Origin of the sequence: Acinetobacter tandoii (genome assembly GCF_008867985.1) — a bacterium.
GTDB lineage: Bacteria > Pseudomonadota > Gammaproteobacteria > Pseudomonadales > Moraxellaceae > Acinetobacter > Acinetobacter tandoii.
Map to the genome: position 1 here is coordinate 192805 of NZ_VXLD01000005.1, position 18872 is coordinate 211676.

Annotated in this window: 17 protein-coding genes; 3 read left to right on the plus strand and 14 right to left on the minus strand. The window is 40.5% G+C overall.

Annotated elements, in window-relative coordinates; all coding sequences use genetic code 11:
* Window positions 1-3 precede the first annotated feature (3 nt).
* From F4W09_RS09975 to F4W09_RS09985, 3 genes are read right to left on the minus strand one after another with little or no spacing between them, the layout of a single operon-like run.
* Window positions 4-1128: an ABC transporter permease gene (locus F4W09_RS09975; protein ID WP_151504690.1), complete on the minus strand. Its 1125-nt coding sequence runs from the start codon at window positions 1126-1128 to the stop codon at window positions 4-6.
* Window positions 1129-2925, minus strand: a complete 1797-nt coding sequence (locus tag F4W09_RS09980) for an ATP-binding cassette domain-containing protein (protein WP_151504691.1) — start codon at window positions 2923-2925, stop codon at window positions 1129-1131.
* 1 nt (window position 2926) lies between these two features.
* The gene (locus F4W09_RS09985; RefSeq protein ID WP_151504692.1) at window positions 2927-3946 is read right to left on the minus strand and encodes an HlyD family secretion protein; all 1020 of its coding nucleotides are present in this window, start codon (window positions 3944-3946) and stop codon (window positions 2927-2929) included.
* Between the two features lie 120 nt (window positions 3947-4066).
* Between F4W09_RS09985 and F4W09_RS09990 the strand changes: the two genes are divergently transcribed.
* The 3 genes from F4W09_RS09990 to F4W09_RS10000 all read left to right on the plus strand — a co-directional run bounded on the left by F4W09_RS09990 (window position 4067) and on the right by F4W09_RS10000 (window position 8122).
* Window positions 4067-4717, plus strand: coding sequence for a TetR/AcrR family transcriptional regulator (locus F4W09_RS09990; protein ID WP_151504693.1), 651 nt, complete (start codon window positions 4067-4069; stop codon window positions 4715-4717).
* Window positions 4718-4876: 159 nt separating this feature from the next.
* Window positions 4877-5665, plus strand: a complete 789-nt coding sequence (locus F4W09_RS09995) for a crotonase/enoyl-CoA hydratase family protein (protein WP_151504694.1) — start codon at window positions 4877-4879, stop codon at window positions 5663-5665.
* A gap of 645 nt (window positions 5666-6310) precedes the next feature.
* A complete protein-coding gene (locus F4W09_RS10000) occupies window positions 6311-8122 on the plus strand; it encodes a monovalent cation:proton antiporter-2 (CPA2) family protein (RefSeq protein WP_151504695.1) in 1812 nt (603 codons plus the stop codon).
* Window positions 8123-8190: 68 nt separating this feature from the next.
* On the opposite strand, the gene F4W09_RS10005 is transcribed toward F4W09_RS10000, so the two are convergent.
* From F4W09_RS10005 to F4W09_RS10055, 11 genes are all read right to left on the minus strand, one after another.
* A complete protein-coding gene (locus F4W09_RS10005) occupies window positions 8191-9084 on the minus strand; it encodes a LysR family transcriptional regulator (protein WP_016168010.1) in 894 nt (297 codons plus the stop codon).
* Between the two features lie 113 nt (window positions 9085-9197).
* Window positions 9198-9836, minus strand: coding sequence for an ATP-binding cassette domain-containing protein (locus F4W09_RS10010; protein WP_151504696.1), 639 nt, complete (start codon window positions 9834-9836; stop codon window positions 9198-9200).
* A complete protein-coding gene (gene modB / locus F4W09_RS10015) occupies window positions 9830-10525 on the minus strand; it encodes a molybdate ABC transporter permease subunit (RefSeq protein WP_151504697.1) in 696 nt (231 codons plus the stop codon). Before modB ends, F4W09_RS10010 begins: the two co-directional genes overlap by 7 nt.
* Window positions 10526-10535: 10 nt before the next feature.
* Entirely contained in the window at window positions 10536-11300 is a 765-nt protein-coding gene (modA, locus tag F4W09_RS10020; protein ID WP_151504698.1) for a molybdate ABC transporter substrate-binding protein, read from the minus strand.
* Window positions 11301-11337: 37 nt separating this feature from the next.
* Window positions 11338-12564 (minus strand): molybdopterin molybdotransferase MoeA, encoded by a 1227-nt coding sequence (locus F4W09_RS10025; protein WP_151504699.1) that lies wholly within the window; start codon window positions 12562-12564, stop codon window positions 11338-11340.
* Window positions 12564-13487: a bifunctional molybdenum cofactor biosynthesis protein MoaC/MoaB gene (gene moaCB / locus F4W09_RS10030; RefSeq protein ID WP_131264851.1), complete on the minus strand. Its 924-nt coding sequence runs from the start codon at window positions 13485-13487 to the stop codon at window positions 12564-12566. The genes F4W09_RS10025 and moaCB overlap by 1 nt, the downstream gene beginning before the upstream one ends.
* 22 nt (window positions 13488-13509) lie before the next feature.
* Window positions 13510-14037, minus strand: coding sequence for a molybdenum cofactor biosynthesis protein MoaE (locus tag F4W09_RS10035; protein ID WP_151504700.1), 528 nt, complete (start codon window positions 14035-14037; stop codon window positions 13510-13512).
* A gap of 5 nt (window positions 14038-14042) precedes the next feature.
* Window positions 14043-14306 (minus strand): MoaD/ThiS family protein, encoded by a 264-nt coding sequence (locus F4W09_RS10040; RefSeq protein ID WP_151504701.1) that lies wholly within the window; start codon window positions 14304-14306, stop codon window positions 14043-14045.
* A 1-nt stretch (window position 14307) separates the two neighbouring features.
* On the minus strand, window positions 14308-15318 hold the full coding sequence (moaA, locus tag F4W09_RS10045) for a GTP 3',8-cyclase MoaA (protein WP_151504702.1): 1011 nt from the start codon (window positions 15316-15318) through the stop codon (window positions 14308-14310).
* A 128-nt stretch (window positions 15319-15446) separates the two neighbouring features.
* The gene (gene mobA / locus F4W09_RS10050) at window positions 15447-16058 is read right to left on the minus strand and encodes a molybdenum cofactor guanylyltransferase (RefSeq protein WP_151504703.1); all 612 of its coding nucleotides are present in this window, start codon (window positions 16056-16058) and stop codon (window positions 15447-15449) included.
* Window positions 16055-18835: a nitrate reductase gene (locus F4W09_RS10055; protein ID WP_151504704.1), complete on the minus strand. Its 2781-nt coding sequence runs from the start codon at window positions 18833-18835 to the stop codon at window positions 16055-16057. The genes mobA and F4W09_RS10055 overlap by 4 nt, the downstream gene beginning before the upstream one ends.
* Between the last annotated feature and the right edge of the window lie 37 nt (window positions 18836-18872).

The following is an 18872-nucleotide window of genomic DNA, read 5'->3' on the forward strand; positions in this document are numbered from 1 at the left end:
TCGTTATCTCAACTGTTTTTTGAGTGATTTGCAGGCAGCAAACATCAGCACAATCACATATAGCATTAAAATACTGCATTCTTTGAACCAGAGCTTCCAGTCATCTCCACCTAAAAATAGGGTTTTAATTAAGGACATAAAATGAGTGGCTGGTAATATTTGGCTAACAATTTGGATGACAAAAGGCAGATTACGAATATCGAATACAAAACCAGAAAGCATCATTGCGGGCATAAAACTGGCTAATAACGCAATCTGGCTGGCTTGAAACTGGTTTTGTGCAAAACCAGAAATTGTTAAACCGAGCAATAAGGAGACCAATAAATATAGAAAACATGCACTGAGAATTGAAAGCATGGAACTACGCATTGGAACTTCAAATAACAGTGAGGATGCAATTAAGCAGACGACAATATCAATGAGACCAATCACTAAGTAAGGTGTCAATTTGGCAATGACCAATTCTAATGGTCTTACTGGCGTCACAAAAAGTGCTTCTAAAGTTCCTTGTTCACGTTCACGGGCAATTAATAATCCTGTTAAAAAAGCCCCGATTAAGGTGAGTACCAAAACAATTAAACCAGGCACTAAAAACCAAGTGCTATTTGCCGACTCATTAAACCACATACGCTGTTCTATACTCACAGTCGCTTGTGTTGCTGTCGAATTTTGTCGCTCAACTTGTAGATTTAAAGTATTAGAAATTGCGCCCGAAACATAGCTTTGCATACTCGAGGCAACACTGGTCGAGCGTCCGTTGCTTAATAACTGAAGCTTGCCACGACCTTGTAATTGTTCAGCTTCAAAATTGGCTGGAATGACTAAAATAGCATCTACTTCATCATTTTTTATGGCTGTAATGGCTTCGGGCATCGCATAAAATTGCTGAACAGTTAAATACGGACTTCCCTGCATTCCCGCAACGATTTGTTGCGTTTGAGGAGATGGCTGTTCTACGATGACAGCAACTCGCCCATTACTTAGGTCAAAAGACAAGCCATAGCCAAATAGTAGAATTAAAATAATCGGTAATAATAGACCAATTGCCAGACTGCTTTTGGCACGTAACAGTTGAATAGCCTCTTTATGTATTAAAGCTTTTAAACGGATGAGAAAAGAAGACTGCATCTAAACACTCTCCTTGGATATGGTATTGACATGACGTGCTTGCTCAACAATTGCAATAAAAGCACTATTCATATCTTTACCTGCATGCATTCCTGCTTGAAGTCGGACTTCTTGTGGTGAGCCAAGCGCTAACAATTTACCCGCATCCTGAATGGCGATACGGTCACAATATTCGGCTTCTTCCATAAAATGAGTTGTCACAATAATCGTGATTCCCCGATTTGCAAGCTCTCCAATCGTATGCCAGAAGGTTCGACGTGCGAGTGGATCAATGCCGCTCGTTGGCTCATCTAAAAATAGAATTTCAGGTTCATGTAATAACGCCGCAGCCATAGAAAGCCTTTGTTTGTATCCTGCAGGTAAATTTCCACTAATGGCTTCAGGCTTCAAATGAAACTGAGCCAACATTTTTTCGATTTGTTGTTTTAATTTTTTCCCTGAGAGACCATAAGCACCGCCAAAGAATTTGAGGTTTTCATGTACACTTAAATTTCCATATAAGGCAAATTTTTGTGATACATAACCAATTTTGGCGCGGGCTTGTGCACGAGCCGTACGTAAATTTACTCCCGCGACTTCAAGTGTGCCGCTGCTTGCTGGCAATAGTCCGCATAACATGCGGAAGGTTGTGGTTTTACCTGCACCATTTGGCCCCAACAAACCAAAAATTTCTCCCCGATATACCTCAAAAGACGTACTCGCAACCGCAGTAAAATCCCCAAATTTACGCGTCAAATTTTGGACTGTAATGACCCTTTCATCACCATTATTGGATTGAATTGATTTTAAAATGTCTAATTCATCCACCTTCTCTAATTCATTTTCAATCAGTGTTTCTGTAGAGGATGTTTGTTGTGTTCGATGCAGAATCAACATAAATGCATCTTCAAGTTCAGCAGTTCTGGCTTCAGGTTTTAATTCTTCGGGCAAAAGCTGTTTTGGAAATTCGCTATAGGCATCTTGGGTAATAAAATGCACCATTTCACCTTTGGGTACAGCATCACAATAAAGCTTGGTATTCTCCAATAGCGCTGCTTGAAGCACTCTGGCTTTCATATGTTTCGGTGGTAAAACTTGCCATGTTCTATCCTTGGCATAGGTGCGTAATTGTAGAGGTGTTCCCTGCTGTATTACCTGTCCGTTATACATCACATAGACTTGGTCACAACGCTCGGCTTCATCCATATAGGCTGTGCTAATAATGACATTGAGATTGTCCTCTTGCACCAGTCGTTCAATGATGGTCCATAAGTCACGACGTGAAAGTGGGTCTACGCCAATGCTCGGCTCATCCAATAAAAGCAATTCTGGAGAACGTACTAATGTACAGGCTAAACCCAACTTTTGTTTCATACCGCCAGAAAGTTGTCCTGCCAAACGTTGAGTAAATGCAGTTAAATCGGTAATTTTAAGCAACCGATCAAAACGTTGTTGGCGGTCGTGCTTAGATACACCATGCAAATCTGCATATAAATTTAAGTTTTCGATAATGCTTAAATCTTCATACAGTCCAAACCGTTGCGGCATATAACTGATTCGGTTTTGAATGGCTTGCGCATGTTCAGCAACATTTAACCCTAAAACTTCTAGCACACCAGTTGTAGGCTGATATAAGCCTGCAATTAAACGAAGAAACGTAGTTTTCCCTGCACCATCAGGTCCTACCAAGGCGGTTAGTTCGCCTGCTCTAATTTGCATATTTATATTTTGTAATGCGCAGGTATCTTCTATGTGTTTTTGTTGAGACTTAAACACATGCTTCAAATCTTTTGCCTGAAGAATGTAGCTCTCACTCATCTTATTTTTTCTCTTGGATACTTGATGCAGTGGGTTGTATGTCTACTTTTACGGGTTGCCCCATTTTGAGTTGGTCATTTGGATCTTGTACATACACACGTACTTCATAAACCAAACTGGTTCTGATGTCTTCTGTTTGTACCGTTTTAGGGGTAAATTCAGCAACAGACGCGATATATCCTATTTCCCCATGAATGGGTTGGTCAGGTAAGCTATCGCGATAAATTTGGGCAACATCACCTAAATGAATGCGATTAAGTTGAGCTTCGTTGGCATAAACACGTACCCATTTAGGATTGGTTAGCGCCAGTGTATAAACTGCCTTTTGCGCATTGGTCATATCGCCCACTTCTTGTAAGCGTGTCCGAATGACAGCATCCGTTGGGGAGCGTAAAACGGCTTGCGTCAGCTGATATTGAATTGACTCTAAATTCGCTTTAGTCGCTTGGTATTGAGCTTTAGTTGCTTCACGATCTTCTTTACGTGCACCTTGGAGTAATAAATCTAAGTTGGCTTGACGTTCTTTGACCGATGCTTGAGCCACGTTTTGATTGCTTTGAGCAGCATCTACTTCTTGTTGACTGATGGCTTTTCCTGCACTGCTTGAGTTTAAAGCAAGTAAACGTTGTAGTGCTTTACTGGCTTTGTTCAGTTCTGCTTGTGCCGAGGCAATTTGAGCTTTGGCTTGCACAATCTCTTCTGGTCTAGCACCTTCATTTTGAGTCAAAATAGCTTGTTGTTGAATGATTAATTGGGCTTCAGCTTGTTTTTTTTGAATAACTAAAGCGGAAGTATCTAGTTCTGCCAGTGCTTGTCCTTGTTTTACATGATCACCTTCTTGTACTTGAAGGCTTTTGATTCTTCCTGAATTTTCAAAGGCTAAAGATACCTGACGGATATCAACATTACCGTATAAGGTTAGATCATTTTCAGGCTCATGCTTCTTAAAATAAAACCAAGCAATCCCACAACTAAGAATTACGATCATAGCCAAAATCAAGATTACCGCTGTTTTTTTCATTAAGATCAGCCTTTATTTATTATACTCAAACAATAAAGTTTAAATTTAATTTAAATTTAAACTATCATGAAATTAAGATCAAAGAATATACGTTATACCAATATACAATCGAGTAAGCAGATGTCCAGAGCCAGACGCAGTGATGGTGATTTAACCAAGTCAAAGATCCTTGAGGCCGCGGGTCGTTTGATCGCCCAATTAGGCTGGGCTAAAACCAGCAACAAGGAAATCGTTAAATTGGCGGAAGTGGATCTTGCTGCAATTAACTATCACTTTGGTGGACGAGATGGCTTGTATCAGGCTGTTCTTAGCGAAGCACATGCACATTATTTAAATGAGCAAGAACTACAAGAAATTGCTGAAATGCAATGTGATCCTGAAGAAAAACTGGGAGTTTTTTTTGAAACACTAGTTATAAAATTAGTGGAGCAAGACGTATGGCACGGCAAAGTTTTTATTCGTGAGATTTTCTCCCCTTCAGCACATTTATTAAATTTTTTTGAAACAGAAGGTACACGTAAATTTCAGATTATCCGTCATATTATTAGCCAAATTACCGATTTAGATGAAAATGATCCCACACTATTGCCCTGTATATTTAGTGTCGTTGCGCCATGCTTAATGCTGATCATGACTAGCGTGGCGGCATCAGGTCCGTTGCAGAATATGCGTTGTGTACCAGCCAAGCAGTTGGCTCAACATTTTAAGACCTTTTCTTTGGCGGGTTTAAAAGCGGTTGTACATCTCCAAAAGGAAAATTCACCACATTGAGCTAATAGCTATTCGATTTAGAAGTTTTTATATGGCACAGTGATTTTTTACAATGTGATCTCATGGATATCATTTGCATACAGTTTTCCACATTATCTTCATCAAAGTCATTCCATAATAAAAGCAGATCAATAAACTGAATAATCAAGGTATATAACAATGAATAATACAAATGGAGCCGTGAGTCGTGAAGTCCAAGATCATCTTTTATTCATTGGTTTAGATCGTGCCAGTAAACGAAATGCTTTTGATAGTCACATGATCTTGGCGTTATCTCAGGCACTCACTGAATATGAAGCCGACCCCGCTTTAAGATGTGCCGTTATTTTTGCACATGGTGATCATTTTACAGCAGGGCTAGATTTGCTTGAACTGCAAGATAAATTGGCTCAGGGTGTTTTTAATTTTGGTGTTGATCAAATTGACCCTTGGGGAGTAACGGGAAAGCCCAGAACCAAGCCTGTCGTTGTTGCTATACAAGGTACCTGTTTTACCGCAGGAATTGAACTGATGTTAAATGCCGATGTTGTGATTGCCAGTGAAGACTGTAAATTTGCACAAATGGAAGTATTGCGTGGCATTATGCCTTTTGGTGGAGCCACAGTACGTTTTGTCCAAGCCGCAGGTTGGCAAAAAGCGATGCCATATCTTTTGACTGGGAAAAGTTTTACGGCAGCAACGGCTTTAGATTTAAATCTTATTTCTGAGAAAGTTGCATGCGGTCAACAGCTTGCTCGAGCAACTCAAATCGCTCAGGAGATTTCTACAGCAGCACCCTTAGCCGTACAAGCCTTACTCTGTTCCGCCCAAGAAGCACAACAAAAAGGCTCAGCCTACGCACTACAAAATTTAGCCGCTTACTTGCCTGCTTTGTTCCAATCGGAAGATGCCCATGAAGGTGTTATGGCAATGGTACAAAAAAGAAAACCTGAGTTTAAAGGTAAATAGAATTTTTTGCTTTACGAACCTTTATTCAATAAAAGGCAGATACTTTACGCTAGCTAAGGTTTAAGTCATAAAATGCCTTTGAAACATTCATCACGCATACGAGAAAACATAACAGAAGTTTGAAAAATCTTTTCTTCTGTTATAGTTTTTTATCTAAAAAGTGTATCTACATCAGTCAACAGAACTTCGCCATAATCATTACAAGCCATAGTAGAGTGAGTTTTGTGATGAAAGATGATCAAGGTTCAAATAAGCCAGAAAAATATGCAGACAGTTCTATTTCCGATAAAGCCTTTAAACGAATGATTCTTTGGTTTTTCTTATACTGTGCATTTTTTTGCATCTGTGTCATCTTTGTGGTCAATGCCGACTCAGCATTTATGCTTTGATGTCACACAGTACAAAATAACATTAACATCCCCCTACATGAGATTTGCATCAGCAATCGAAATCTTCAAATTTGATTCTGATGCAATAAAAATGATAATTTTAAATCAGACTTCTCAAATATTCTCAAATATTCTCAAAGCCAATTTGGCGTCTATAGTTCTATCATTCAATCTGACTCAAGTTCAAATTATGATGTCCTCTGACCGCATAATCAGTTAATATTTTTCAAAATAATTCAATAAATATGAGAAATATATGAGTGCAGAAGCGGATTCTCTTAGTCTCATCTCCCCTGTAATCTTACTTACAGCAGCCGTCATCGCTGTGCCAGTGATCAAACGCTTGGGGCTGAGTTCTGTATTAGGATATTTAATTGCGGGATTAATTATTGGGCCTTTTGGTCTGGCTTTTTTCTATGATTCAGCATCAATTTTACACATCGCTGAACTGGGTATTGTGATGTATCTATTTGTGATTGGGCTAGAAATGCGTCCTTCACATTTATGGAGTTTAAGAAAGGAGATTTTTGGACTCGGAACCTTACAAATTATCGCATGTTCACTTGGACTGACAGGCGTTGGCTTAGTTTATGGCTATTCTTGGCAAGTGAGTTTCGTGTGTGCTGCGGGTTTTGTACTGACTTCTACCGCAATTGTGATGCAACTTTTGGGCGATCGAGGTGATATTGCACAACCTCGTGGACAAAAAATTGTCTCTATTCTTTTATTTGAAGATTTGCTGATTGTTCCTTTACTCGCGATAGTCGCGTTTATTGCACCAAATCATGTTGTTGAAAGCATCTCGGCGCGTTTGCAAAGTATTGGTATTGGCTTAATTTCAATTGCGGGTTTGATCGCGGCAGGCTATTGGTTACTTAATCCCCTATTCCGTCTATTGGCGGCAGCGAAAGCACGTGAAGTGATGACCGCAGCAGCATTATTGGTTGTATTAGGCGCAGCATTGCTCATGCAAATTAGTGGACTTTCTATGGCAATGGGGGCTTTTCTAGCGGGCGTACTCCTCTCAGAATCAACCTTCCGCCATCAAATTGAAGCCGATATTGAGCCCTTTCGAGGAATTTTACTTGGTTTGTTTTTCCTCGGTGTTGGCATGTCCCTAGACCTAAATGTGGTAAAAAATAACTGGCCACTGATTCTCAGTGCCGTCGTTGCACTCATGTTTGTTAAAGCAATGATGATCTATATCACTGCGCGTTTAACCAAAAGCTCGCATGTCGAAGCACTTGATCGTGCATTACTGATGGCTCAAGGCGGAGAATTTGCTTTTGTACTGTTTACGGCTGCAATGAGTGCCCAAGTAATCAGTGCTGTAGAACGCTCTAACCTTACCGCAATTGTAGTTTTGTCGATGATTCTTACACCAATTATCGGTATTTTATTTAAACGATTTACCCAAAAAACAGCACAAGTTTCATTAGATAATATACGCATTGCAGATGGGCTTTCGAGTAAAGTTTTGATGATTGGTTTTGGTCGTTTTGGGCAAGTGACCAGTCAATTGCTACTCGCGCGCGGTGTTGATGTCACAATTATTGATAATGATATCGACATGATTCAAAACGCGGAACGCTTTGGTTTTACCATTTATTATGGCGATGGTTCTCGCTTAGATATTTTACATGCGTCAGGAGCAGACACAGCAGAAGCCATTGTGGTGTGTGTAGACCATAAAGACACCACCAATAAAATTGTAGAGTTGGTACAGCATGAATTTCCCCTAACCAAACTATTGGTACGCTCCTATGACCGTGAACACGCCTTACATTTGGCTAAACAAAATGTCGATTACATGATTCGGGAAACTTTTGAGTCGGCCATGGTATTTGGTGAGGCGATTTTAGAAGAACTGGGTGTGGACCTAAATGAGGTTGAAGAAATTAGTCGCGAAACTCGTGAACGCGATAAAGAACGTTTTGAAACAGAAGTCGCAGCAGATGACGTCTATGCAGGAATTGGCCTACAGTACACAGGCCCACGCCCGACAGCACCATTAATCACGCCTAAGCATACAGGGCAAATTATTAATGAATGCGACACACAACAGTAATCAAGATTATAAAATTCATCAATAAAAAGAGGTCTAATTAGACCTCTTTTTTATATTTTGAGTAATTTCTATCGCGCTAAAATTTCATGACACATTTGTCTTAGCCATTGATGGCTGGTCTTATGATGACATGACATATGCCAGAACTGTTTTACGCTATAAGTCGGAAATGAAATAGGCGCATTAAAAATTTGTAAATTACCGCGCGACAATAATACTTCACTCAGGTAATAAGGCACAGTGGCAATCGCATCGGACTCTTGCACTACCAAACCCACACCCAAGTAGCTTGGTAAGCGCATGATAATATTGCGTTTTAGATCTAAATTTAACAGCTCATTTTCAATATGATAATGACCAATGCCAGCGTCAATATCTATATGTGACTCTGCCAGATACTGTTCAATGGTTAAATGATTTGGCGTTAAACGAGGATGGTTTTTCGCGGCAATCACCACATAGTATTGTTCAAATAACAATTGTTGATAAAAGCCATTTTCCATATGCGGCAAGAAACCAATCGCCAGATCAATTTCTCCATTTGCCATTTGATAACTGGTTTCAGAGGTAATCGGACGCACATTTAATCTTACATGGGGTGCATGCTGTTTCAAGTATTGTGAAATCTTTGGCAGCAACACTAAATGTGATACATCTGTCATCGCAATGTTAAATTGCTGATGTGAATTCATTTCATCAAAATCGATGGTGAAATTATTAATTAATTCAATTCGGTTTAAGGCTTCACTCACCAAAGGAAAGAGTTGTTTGGAAAGTTCGGTTGGCATCATTTCATTGCCAATACGTAAAAATAGCGGATCATTATAATGTTGACGGATTTTATTTAAGCTATTACTGACCGCAGGTTGACTCATGCAGAGTTGTTCTGCAGCAACCGAAACACTTTTAAATTTATACACATAGAAAAAAATGCTAAGAAGTTTACAGTCAAGTTCGAACACTAAAATAGAAATCCTGATTTTATTTCAATAAGCGCATATCATCGCTTTTTTTCATATTTACGCCAATATCAAATTCTATCTTTTTCTGTGATTGTATGTATTTTCTTAATTATTTAAATTAATAACTTTCCCTCACGCATGGTGAGAATCTCCGCCTCTAAACTTTTTAATTCATCAATATGGTGTGTGACATAAATCATAGGTAAATTCAGTTCATCTTTAATGCGTTTCAAAAAAGGTAATATTTGTTGTTTGAGTTGACGATCTAAACCCGTAAGTGGTTCATCTAAAAGTAATAAATTGGGTGATGACAATAATGCACGTCCAATACATACGCGCTGGGCTTCTCCTCCTGAAAGTTGATGGGCTTTGCGTTGAATCAGATGTTCTAATTCTAATAATTCTACAATTTGTGCAGAGTGAAATTTGATATTTTGAGGATCTTGAAGTTTTTCTGCATATTTTAAGTTTTGTTGAACATTTAAATGTGGGAATAACAACGCTTGTTGAAAGACTAAAGCAACTTGTCGTTGATGGGGCGCTAAGTTGATCTTCCGAGATGAAGCAAATAAAGTTTGAGAACCCAATTGAATATCACCAGATAGCGGATTGAGTAATCCTGCTATGTTCTTGAGCAAGGTGGTTTTACCACTTCCCGATGAACCAACAATGCCTAAAATTGGGTGCTGCATTTCAAGTTGAATATCTAAATTAAAATCAGCTCGTTGATAATGGAATTTACAGCTCAACATGACGTTAAACTCCTAATTTTTTTTTGATATTTCTGCAAAATCATATAATTGGCAATTAATGCACTAAATGCCAACAGCATAGAAAGTGCAACTAAGCGCATTGCCATTTCTTCGCCGTTGGGTTGTTGCAAAAATGAATAAATTGCAATCGGTATCGTGCGGGTTTCATCTGGAATATTGCCAACAAAAGTAATCGTTGCGCCAAATTCCCCTAGGCTACGGCTAAAACATAAGATGCTCCCAATAATGATGCCGGGAATTGCCAAAGGTAAACTAATACTACAAAACACCCGTATCGGGCTTGCGCCTAGAGTTGCCGCTACTTGTTCTAATTGTTGATTAATCAATTGAAAAGACAGACGAATGGGCTGAACCATCAAGGGAAAAGCCACAATCATTGAAGCGAGTACGGCGCCTTTCCAGTTAAAAACCACCTGAATACCGAGTTCATTTAAGTAGCGCCCAATCCAGCCTTGTTGCCCAAATAAAACCAAGAGTAAATAGCCCAAAACTACAGGAGGTAATACCATCGGCATTTGTAAGATGGCTTCTAACAAAAATTTAAGCCGAAACTCATAACGTGCTAAAACCCAAGCCAAAGCAATGGCAAAGGGCAAACTCAGCAAGGTCGCAAATAACGCGACTTTGGCTGATAAATATAATGCACTGAGTTCCTCTGGGCTTAACATGGATTCAGTCCTATTGTTTTAAAACAAAACCATAGCGTTGAAAAATTTGCTTTGCATGGCTATTCGTCCGCACATATTGTTCAAATAGTCTGGCATCTTGATTTGCTGTGCCTTGCTGAGTAAGCGCAATGGGATAAATAATCGGATGATGTAAATTGGCAGGGAAAGTCCCAATAATTTTAACTTTCTGGCTAATGAGCACATCAGTTTTATAGACAATTCCAACAGCACATTCCCCACGCTCAACAAATGCCAAAGCAGCGCGCACGTCGTCTGTTGCTACAATTCGACCTTTTAAAGCATTGAACCAATTCAGCTTAATTAAACTTTGCTTGGCATATTTCCCCGCAGGAACCGATTCCATTTGCCCTGTACACAGATATCCCTGAAAAGCTCCTGCAAAGTTAAATTGTGGTTTGGCTTGAAACGGAATATTTAATTGACGTGGGCTAATGGCGACCAATTGATTCAATAAAAAAGGATGAACTTGCTTACCGCTAATTTTCTGTTTTTGTACCAGATAATTCATCCAATCTAAATCCGCAGAGAAATAGATATCGCTACTTGCTCCCGCTTCTATTTGTTTGGCTAAGGCGGAAGATGCGCCAAACACAGGCACAATTTTAATTTTTGGATATTGTGCCTGATACTGTTTGGAAATATCAGTTAAAGCATTGGATAAACTGGCTGCGGCATAGATTTTGACGGTATTGGCATGACTTAAAATGCTCAAACAGCAGGTTGTAACAAGCACTAAAGCAGGTTTAATTTTCATACAATTCCAACCTCTTAATTTAACGATAGTGGTTTGATTACAGAAAAAGCCCTTGTACCGTTGACCCTGCACTTAAAACCTGATTCTCAGGTATTCGAACCAAACAATTGGCGTGCATCAGATTACTCAGCATATGTGATTGCTGTTTTGATAAATTTTCGACCCGTAATTGCCCTTGATCAAAATGAGCAAACATTCTCAGAAAGCGTTCTCTCGAATCACTTTTGATGGATTGCTTTAAGGTTGCGCTAAACCAGTTAGGTAATTGAGTCTGACCTTGTAATGTTTTTAATAAAGTAGCGCCATAAATTTGCATGCCGACAAATACTGCAGCGGGATTCCCCGGTAGCCCTAATAAATAACAGGCATCGCCAGATGCACATTGATATTTTGCAAAGAGCATCGGTTTACCGGGTTTCTGTTTCACTTTCCAAAAGATTTGCCGAAAGCCCTGCGCTAATGCCACAGGTCGCACAAAGTCATAATCCCCAACTGAAACCCCACCTGTGGTCAAAATCACGTCACACTGTTGTTTGAGTTGTTGAATTAACTGTTGTAGGGCCAGTTCGGTATCTTCGACATGATAAATATTGACGTTTTGCTGCTGTTGTTCAAACCATGCTTGGATTAACGGAGCGTTGGCATCAAAAACTTTTCCCGCACTAAAATCATCTAGTGTTTTAGCGACTTCATCTCCAGTAATCACTACAGCAACTTTGGGAAATTGATAGACCTCAACCTGTTGAACTCCTGCCATCGCTAGTGCAGCGATAGCCCCAACACTTAAATGCTGTCCTTGATTTGCCAGCAGTTGTCCACGACTCAATTCTTCTCCTATATCACGAATATCGGCATGTATTTCTAAGGCGATATTGATTTGAATTTGATCAGGACTCAATGCTGTGACAATTTCTTGCCGTGCAACGGTTGTTGTCCCTTCAGGGATCTTTGCGCCTGTGAAAATACGTAGTGCCTGTCCATGTTCAAGTTGCAAGTTTTGATCTTGCCCCGCACGGATTTCACCAATCAATTCAAACTTGGTATTCTCAAGGATTGGCTGATTGCTGCATATGGCATAACCATCGACCGCACTTTGACTAAACAAGGGCAATTCAATTTCAGAGTGAATATCTGCTGCTAAGTATCGATTCAATGCCTGTTGCAATGGAATACTTTCACTGGCTAATGCATGAACTCGATTTACAATAGTCGCAAGGGCTTGATCTACACTCATCAATCCTGTTTCAGTACCACAACCCGACATTATTGATATCCTCCTGCATGAGGAATATTTTTCTGCACGTCAAATAGATGAATTAATGCAGGTTGAATTGCAATGAGGGATTCTTTCGCACCCTGACGACTTCCCGGTAAAGTGATCACTAGACTCTGATCGATATAACCTGCAACACCACGGCTAAGCGCTGCATAAGGTGTGCGTTTCTGACCAAAACTACGAGAGGCTTCCATCAACCCCGGAATTTCTCGTTTCATTAATGGCTGTAAGGTTTCTACGGTAAGATCTTTCGGACCCAGTCCCGTTCCACCCACGGTTAGAATAAGAGGATACTCATTTTTTTGCTGTTCGATTAATGCCAGCAATTGCTCAGGACTGTCTGGAATCACCTGATAAGCAATCTCTTTAAAATTGGCTTCTTGAAGGATCTCCAGCACATTTAAGCCTGCGGTATCTGGCTTTTTACCTGCGGCAACAGTATCAGAAAGGACAATAATTGAAGCTGGAATGGCATCTTTTAGTGCACGAGTATAATGAGACTTGCCCCCTTTTTTCTTCGCCAGTTTACATTGGTCTAAGCATAAATCTTCTGGTTCGCAATGTGGCTTGAGCATGTCATAGAGGGTTAATCCCGCTAGACTGACCGCAGTTAATGCCTCCATTTCCACGCCTGTTGGACCAATGGTTTCAACGGTTGCTGTAATTAAGACATGTTGTTCGAAGAGTTCATATTCCACATCTGCACGGTAAATAGGTAAGGGATGACACAAGGGAATCAGTTCATCGGTACGCTTGGCTGCAAGGATTCCTGCGATACGGGCAGTTTTTAGTGCATCACCCTTTTCAGTATTGCCATTGCGGAGTAGCTCAATACAATGTGCAGGCGCATACAAAATACCCGTTGCTACTGCGGTTCTATAGCTTTCGGCTTTCATGCCTACATTTTTCATGGTGCTTTCCTATTGCTAAATATTAAACAGAAGCCGCTTTTGTTTGATGGTGTGAACATGATCCATGATGAGTATGTGACTGAACAGGCGTTGTAACGGCAACATAATCCTGATCTTTACGGATACAGCAACCTTCTACATATTGGCTCGAACCATCTGTATAAAACTCTTCTTTCCAGACAGGCACTTCATGCTTAACCCGTTCTACTGCTTCTTCACAGGCTTGGAAGGCTTCTCGACGATGTGCGGCATAAGCCATGGCAATAATTGCAGTATCGCCAATATCTAAAGCACCAATGCGATGAACCACCCGAACATAGGACACTTGATATTTGGCTTGAATTTCTTGCTCAATGGCGCGAATCATTTTTTCAGCAACTGGAGCATAAGCAGTATATTTCAACGCTTTGACCGCTTTACCTTCATGGTGATTACGTACCGTCCCGACAAAGATACCAACACCACCACATTCAGGAAAATGTTGGATACCATCAAAATCACTTTGTGTTAATGCGGTGGTTTGAACTCTTGGGAAATTTTTCAGGCTCATCTAACTTACCCCCCTGCCACTGGCGATAACAATACGAGGGTTATTGCATGTTCAATAACCAAATGACGCGGGATAATGTCTTCACCGATTGCACAGGCACAGCGCTCAATCAGGGTTTTAGCTTCAGGATAAAGTGACATGACTTGGCTTAAGACTGCCCCGATATCACTATGGGGCGGGCTGTAAATCACAAGGTTTGCAGGCAATAATTTTTCAACTGCACCATAAGCTTCAATTTTAATTTGGATGGTTGAATTTGATTGCAACATATTAACCTCCGATCATATGCATACTAATTTTTCTATAGGTTTGCTGTGCCTGAATGGCATGAAACCCCGCTTTTTTGTTCCAGATATAAGATTCAAGTTTCTGCTGTAACAGATTTGCATTTTGTTTCGTCTGAAGTTGCTCAATTTCAGTTTTAAGCGCTAGTCCTTGTGTGGCAAATAGGCAGTTATAAAACTCACCTTGTGCGGTCAACCGTAGACGATCACATTCTCCACAAAAGGCATGAGTAATGGTGGAGATAATGCCGATTTGATGCCCATCGACCCAATACTGTCTTGCTGGACTTCTGGACTGCTCTTGGATGGCTTGAACATTAAATTTCGATGCAAGCGTATCCAGTATCTGCTGTTCACTGACCACATGTTCAGCGTTCCAATGTCGGTCACCATCCAAAGGCATAAATTCAATAAAACGTAGTGGAATAGCGAGGTCTTTTGCCCATTGCACCAAGGGAATGATTTGCTCATGATTTTGCCCTTGAATGAGCACACTGTTAATTTTTAATGGCAGCCCCACAGCTAATGCGGCTTGAATTCCCTCAAGCACGGGAGCAAGCTGCTTTTGGGTGAGCTGAAAGAACTGTATTGCATCTAAACTATCTAAACTGACATTAATACTATCTAGCCCTGCATGTTTTAAATCATGCGCATATTTTTTTAAATAGTGACCATTGCTGGTCATCGAAATTTGTTTCAATCCAATTTTTTTAAGTTTTTGCAGTTCCGCAACAAAATGCACAACCCCTTGACGCATTAAAGGTTCCCCACCCGTAATGCGAATATATTCAATCCCGTTTTGCACCATAAACTGGCAAAACTGAAACAATGCCTCAAAGCTTAAAATCTGATGTTTCTTCATCCACTCAGGATGTTCAGGCATGCAATAGACACACTTAAAATTACAGCGATCGGTCACTGAAATTCTGAGTTTACGCTTGCTGCGACCAAATTGATCTATAAATGCAGCTCGGGTTTCTACCATAGATACTGTCATGCATGTTATTCCATGTGGGAATGACCAAATGCCCAAGAATTGTGCTTATTAACTGATTGCACTTTGATTGTGCTCATAGCTATAAATGACTCAGCAATAAGTGTTCCAACTTTGTGCTATCTCTGGATTTAATTAAGAAATTTTAATTGTTGGTACTGTTGTAGTTCATCGAGTGAGTTAATGCTGTGAAAAAATAGGTTTTTATGACTAAACCGTGCAACTTGAGGGTGCATTTCAGTAAAACATCTTTGTAAACTGAACTGTTTTTGTTCAATGTTTCGATTTAATTGCTCCAACGCACTGCGTTTTAACAAACAGAACGGATACAGTGCACGTCCATTCAATTCGACATAAGCCACTTCTGCCTGTGCATTTTTTGCCAGTACGGCATGAAGTTTCTCAAGCACACGAGATGGAATGTAGGTCACATCACAAGGAATAAATAGAACATAGTCCGATGTAACATGTGTCCAAGCGCTTTTCATGCCCATCAGTGGACCTAAAAACCCAGATTCCTCATCTTGATAGTAGGCAATACTTGGCACTAAGGCGCGGTAAAGTGAGTAGTCACGATGGCTATTCACCCAGATAGAATTGACCTTATGCTTTAGGGTTTGGTGAATTTTTAAAAGCTGAATCTGATCATCAAAGGTTTGTAACAGTTTATTCACTCCGTTCATACGTCGTGCTTGTCCTCCTGCAAGAATGACAAGATCAGTGGTAGGATAAGTTTGAATCATTCCACATCCTCCGTTTGACAGGCTTTAATTAAGCCGCGAATTTCAGGTAAGCAAGAACCACAATTGCCTCCTGCCTTTAAGCAAGCTGTAACTTGCTTTTCATTACTAATATTTTTCTCTTTAATGGTTTCAATAATTCGATTTTTACCCACTTTAAAGCAACTACACACCAATGGCCCTTCATTGTTGTTCATTGAAATAGGTTGACCCGCCAATAACGCTTTACGGTGCATGGCACTTAATCGCTCACGCTTAAATAATCCTGCAACCCAGTCTCGGTCTGGCAGTAAAGCACGTGGGGCAATATATAAACTGGCTATCAAAATGCCATCTTTTAAGACGATGCTATGACTGATTTGTGCTGAATGATCATCGACATTTAGCCACTCAAAACTTTCATCTTGAAACGGTAAAAGTTCTTTTAAATGTTTGGTAATGTCATCGTATTTACGGCGATCTGCCAGTTCATAACGAACAGCTTTGGCAGTGGTCACTTTGGTCCACCACACACAGGCTTCTATCGAGGCTTTGACCATAGCGGCGTACTCATTGCGAGCATAAAATACGCCCTGCCATTGAGTATAAAATGGTTGCAGCATTACGGGTGTATGCTTAAATTCTGGCTCACCTGAAATAGCATCCACCACAGGATTGACCACTCGACCAATGCGGGCATCTGAAGCGACTTGATCGTTCCAATGGATTGGGGCAAAAACTTGACCACGACGGATGCCTTGAGAAATAGCAGTTTTTAAAACACAGCGCCCCCAAGTTGATGCAACTTCGACCAAGTCCCCTTCTTTCAAGCCATATTTCAAAGCATCCTGCGCATGAATCTCACAAAATGGTTCTGCACGATGTGTACTTAAGTTGGCCGATAACCCTGTTCGACTCATGGTATGCCACTGATCACGGATACGACCAGTGTTCAAAGCCAGAGGATATTCACTGGTACAGGCATTTACAGGAGCAATATTTTCTACAGCAATAAATTTGGCTTTACCATCAGGATGGCTAAATTGCCCGTTAGCATAGATCTGTCGTACAGTTTCAATAGACTGTTTTTTATCCCATACTGGCCACTGAGTTGGATTTAGATCATCGTATTCTTGTGCTGTTAGCCCTGTTAAACCTTGTAAATTGAAATAACGGAAGGTCTTTGATTCATCACGTTGTGCTAAGGGGACATTTTCACGGGCTGAAAGTTGTGCATGCTCGTTAAATATTTCGCTGACATTTTCAAAATTAAATCCACTAAACCCCATCTTTTTTGCGACTTGCGAAACTGCCCACCAGTCTGCTTTGGCCGTTCCCGGTGCATCTAAAAATGCCCGTTGTCTGGAAATACGTCGTTCAGAATTGGTCACTGTTCCATCTTTTTCTCCCCAACCTAAAGCGGGCAGTAAAACATCGGCAAATGCTGTCGTATCGGTGTTTTGGCAAATATCCGAAACCACCACAAAAGGACATTTTTCTAAGGCACGTTTGACCTGATCAGCATTAGGTAAACTCACCACAGGATTGGTGGCCATAATCCAAAGTGCTTTAATTTTGCCACTTTCAACGGCTTCAAATAAATCAACTGCTTTTAATCCAGCAGATTTAGCAATGACAGGACTATGCCAAAAGTTTTGTACCAATTGCTGATGTTGAGGGTTATCAATATCTAAATGAGCTGCCAACATATTGGCTAAACCACCTACTTCACGTCCACCCATCGCATTTGGCTGACCTGTCATTGAAAACGGTGCTGCACCAGTTTTGCCAATTTTTCCACTGTATAAATGGCAATTGGTAATTGCATTGGCTTTATTCACACCTTGTGAAGACTGATTGACCCCCATTGAAAATAGGGTCATTACTCGTTCAGTTTGTGCAAATTTGGCATAAAATTGTTGTAATTTCTCCAGTGCAATGCCTGTTTGTTTTGCGACATCTTCTGGATTTTGTTCTGCTTGGCTGCTCTGTAAAGCAGCTTCAATACCTTGCGTATATGCATCAATAAAGGCTTGATCTGCACAGCCATGTTGATGCAAATATTGTAGGAGTCCATTAAACAGAGCGATATCTTGCCCTGGTAAGATTGGCAAATGTAAATCGGCTTGTTCACAAGTAATGGTAAAACGTGGATCAATCACAACCACAAAAATATCGCGTTCTGCTTTGGCTTGCATAATCCGTTGATACAATACGGGATGGCACCACGCCGTATTTGAACCCACCAAAACCACCATATCGGTTTGTTCGAAATCTTGGTAACTGGCAGGAACAATGTCTTCACCAAAAGCCCGTTTATGTGCGGCCACAGCAGATGACATACAGAGGCGAGAATTGGTATCAATATTGGCTGTACCTAAGTAGCCTTTTACGAATTTATTCACCACATAATAATCTTCGGTCAGTAATTGCCCCGATACATAAAATGCGATGCTTTCAGCCCCATATTGCTCTATACTGGTTTGGAATTGCTGCGCAATTTGATCGAGTGCAGTATCCCAAGTTGTCATCTTTTGCTGTGTATTTCTTCCGAGCATTGGCTGCAATAAACGTGTTTCTAAGCCAAGGGTATCCGCCAAATTACTGCCTTTAATACACAATTTTCCATAGTTAGAGGGATGTGATGCATCCCCCTCTACACTCACAACTTGACCTTGCGCCGTATGTTTAACATGTGCGATTACACCACAACCCACACCACAGTACGGACAGGTGGTTTTTGTGCTCGCTGTAACTGGAGCTGTTGAGTTTTGGAGTTCCACAAATGGAATACTGGTCATACGGTGCTCCCTATTCTTACTTTTAAAACCATGGCAG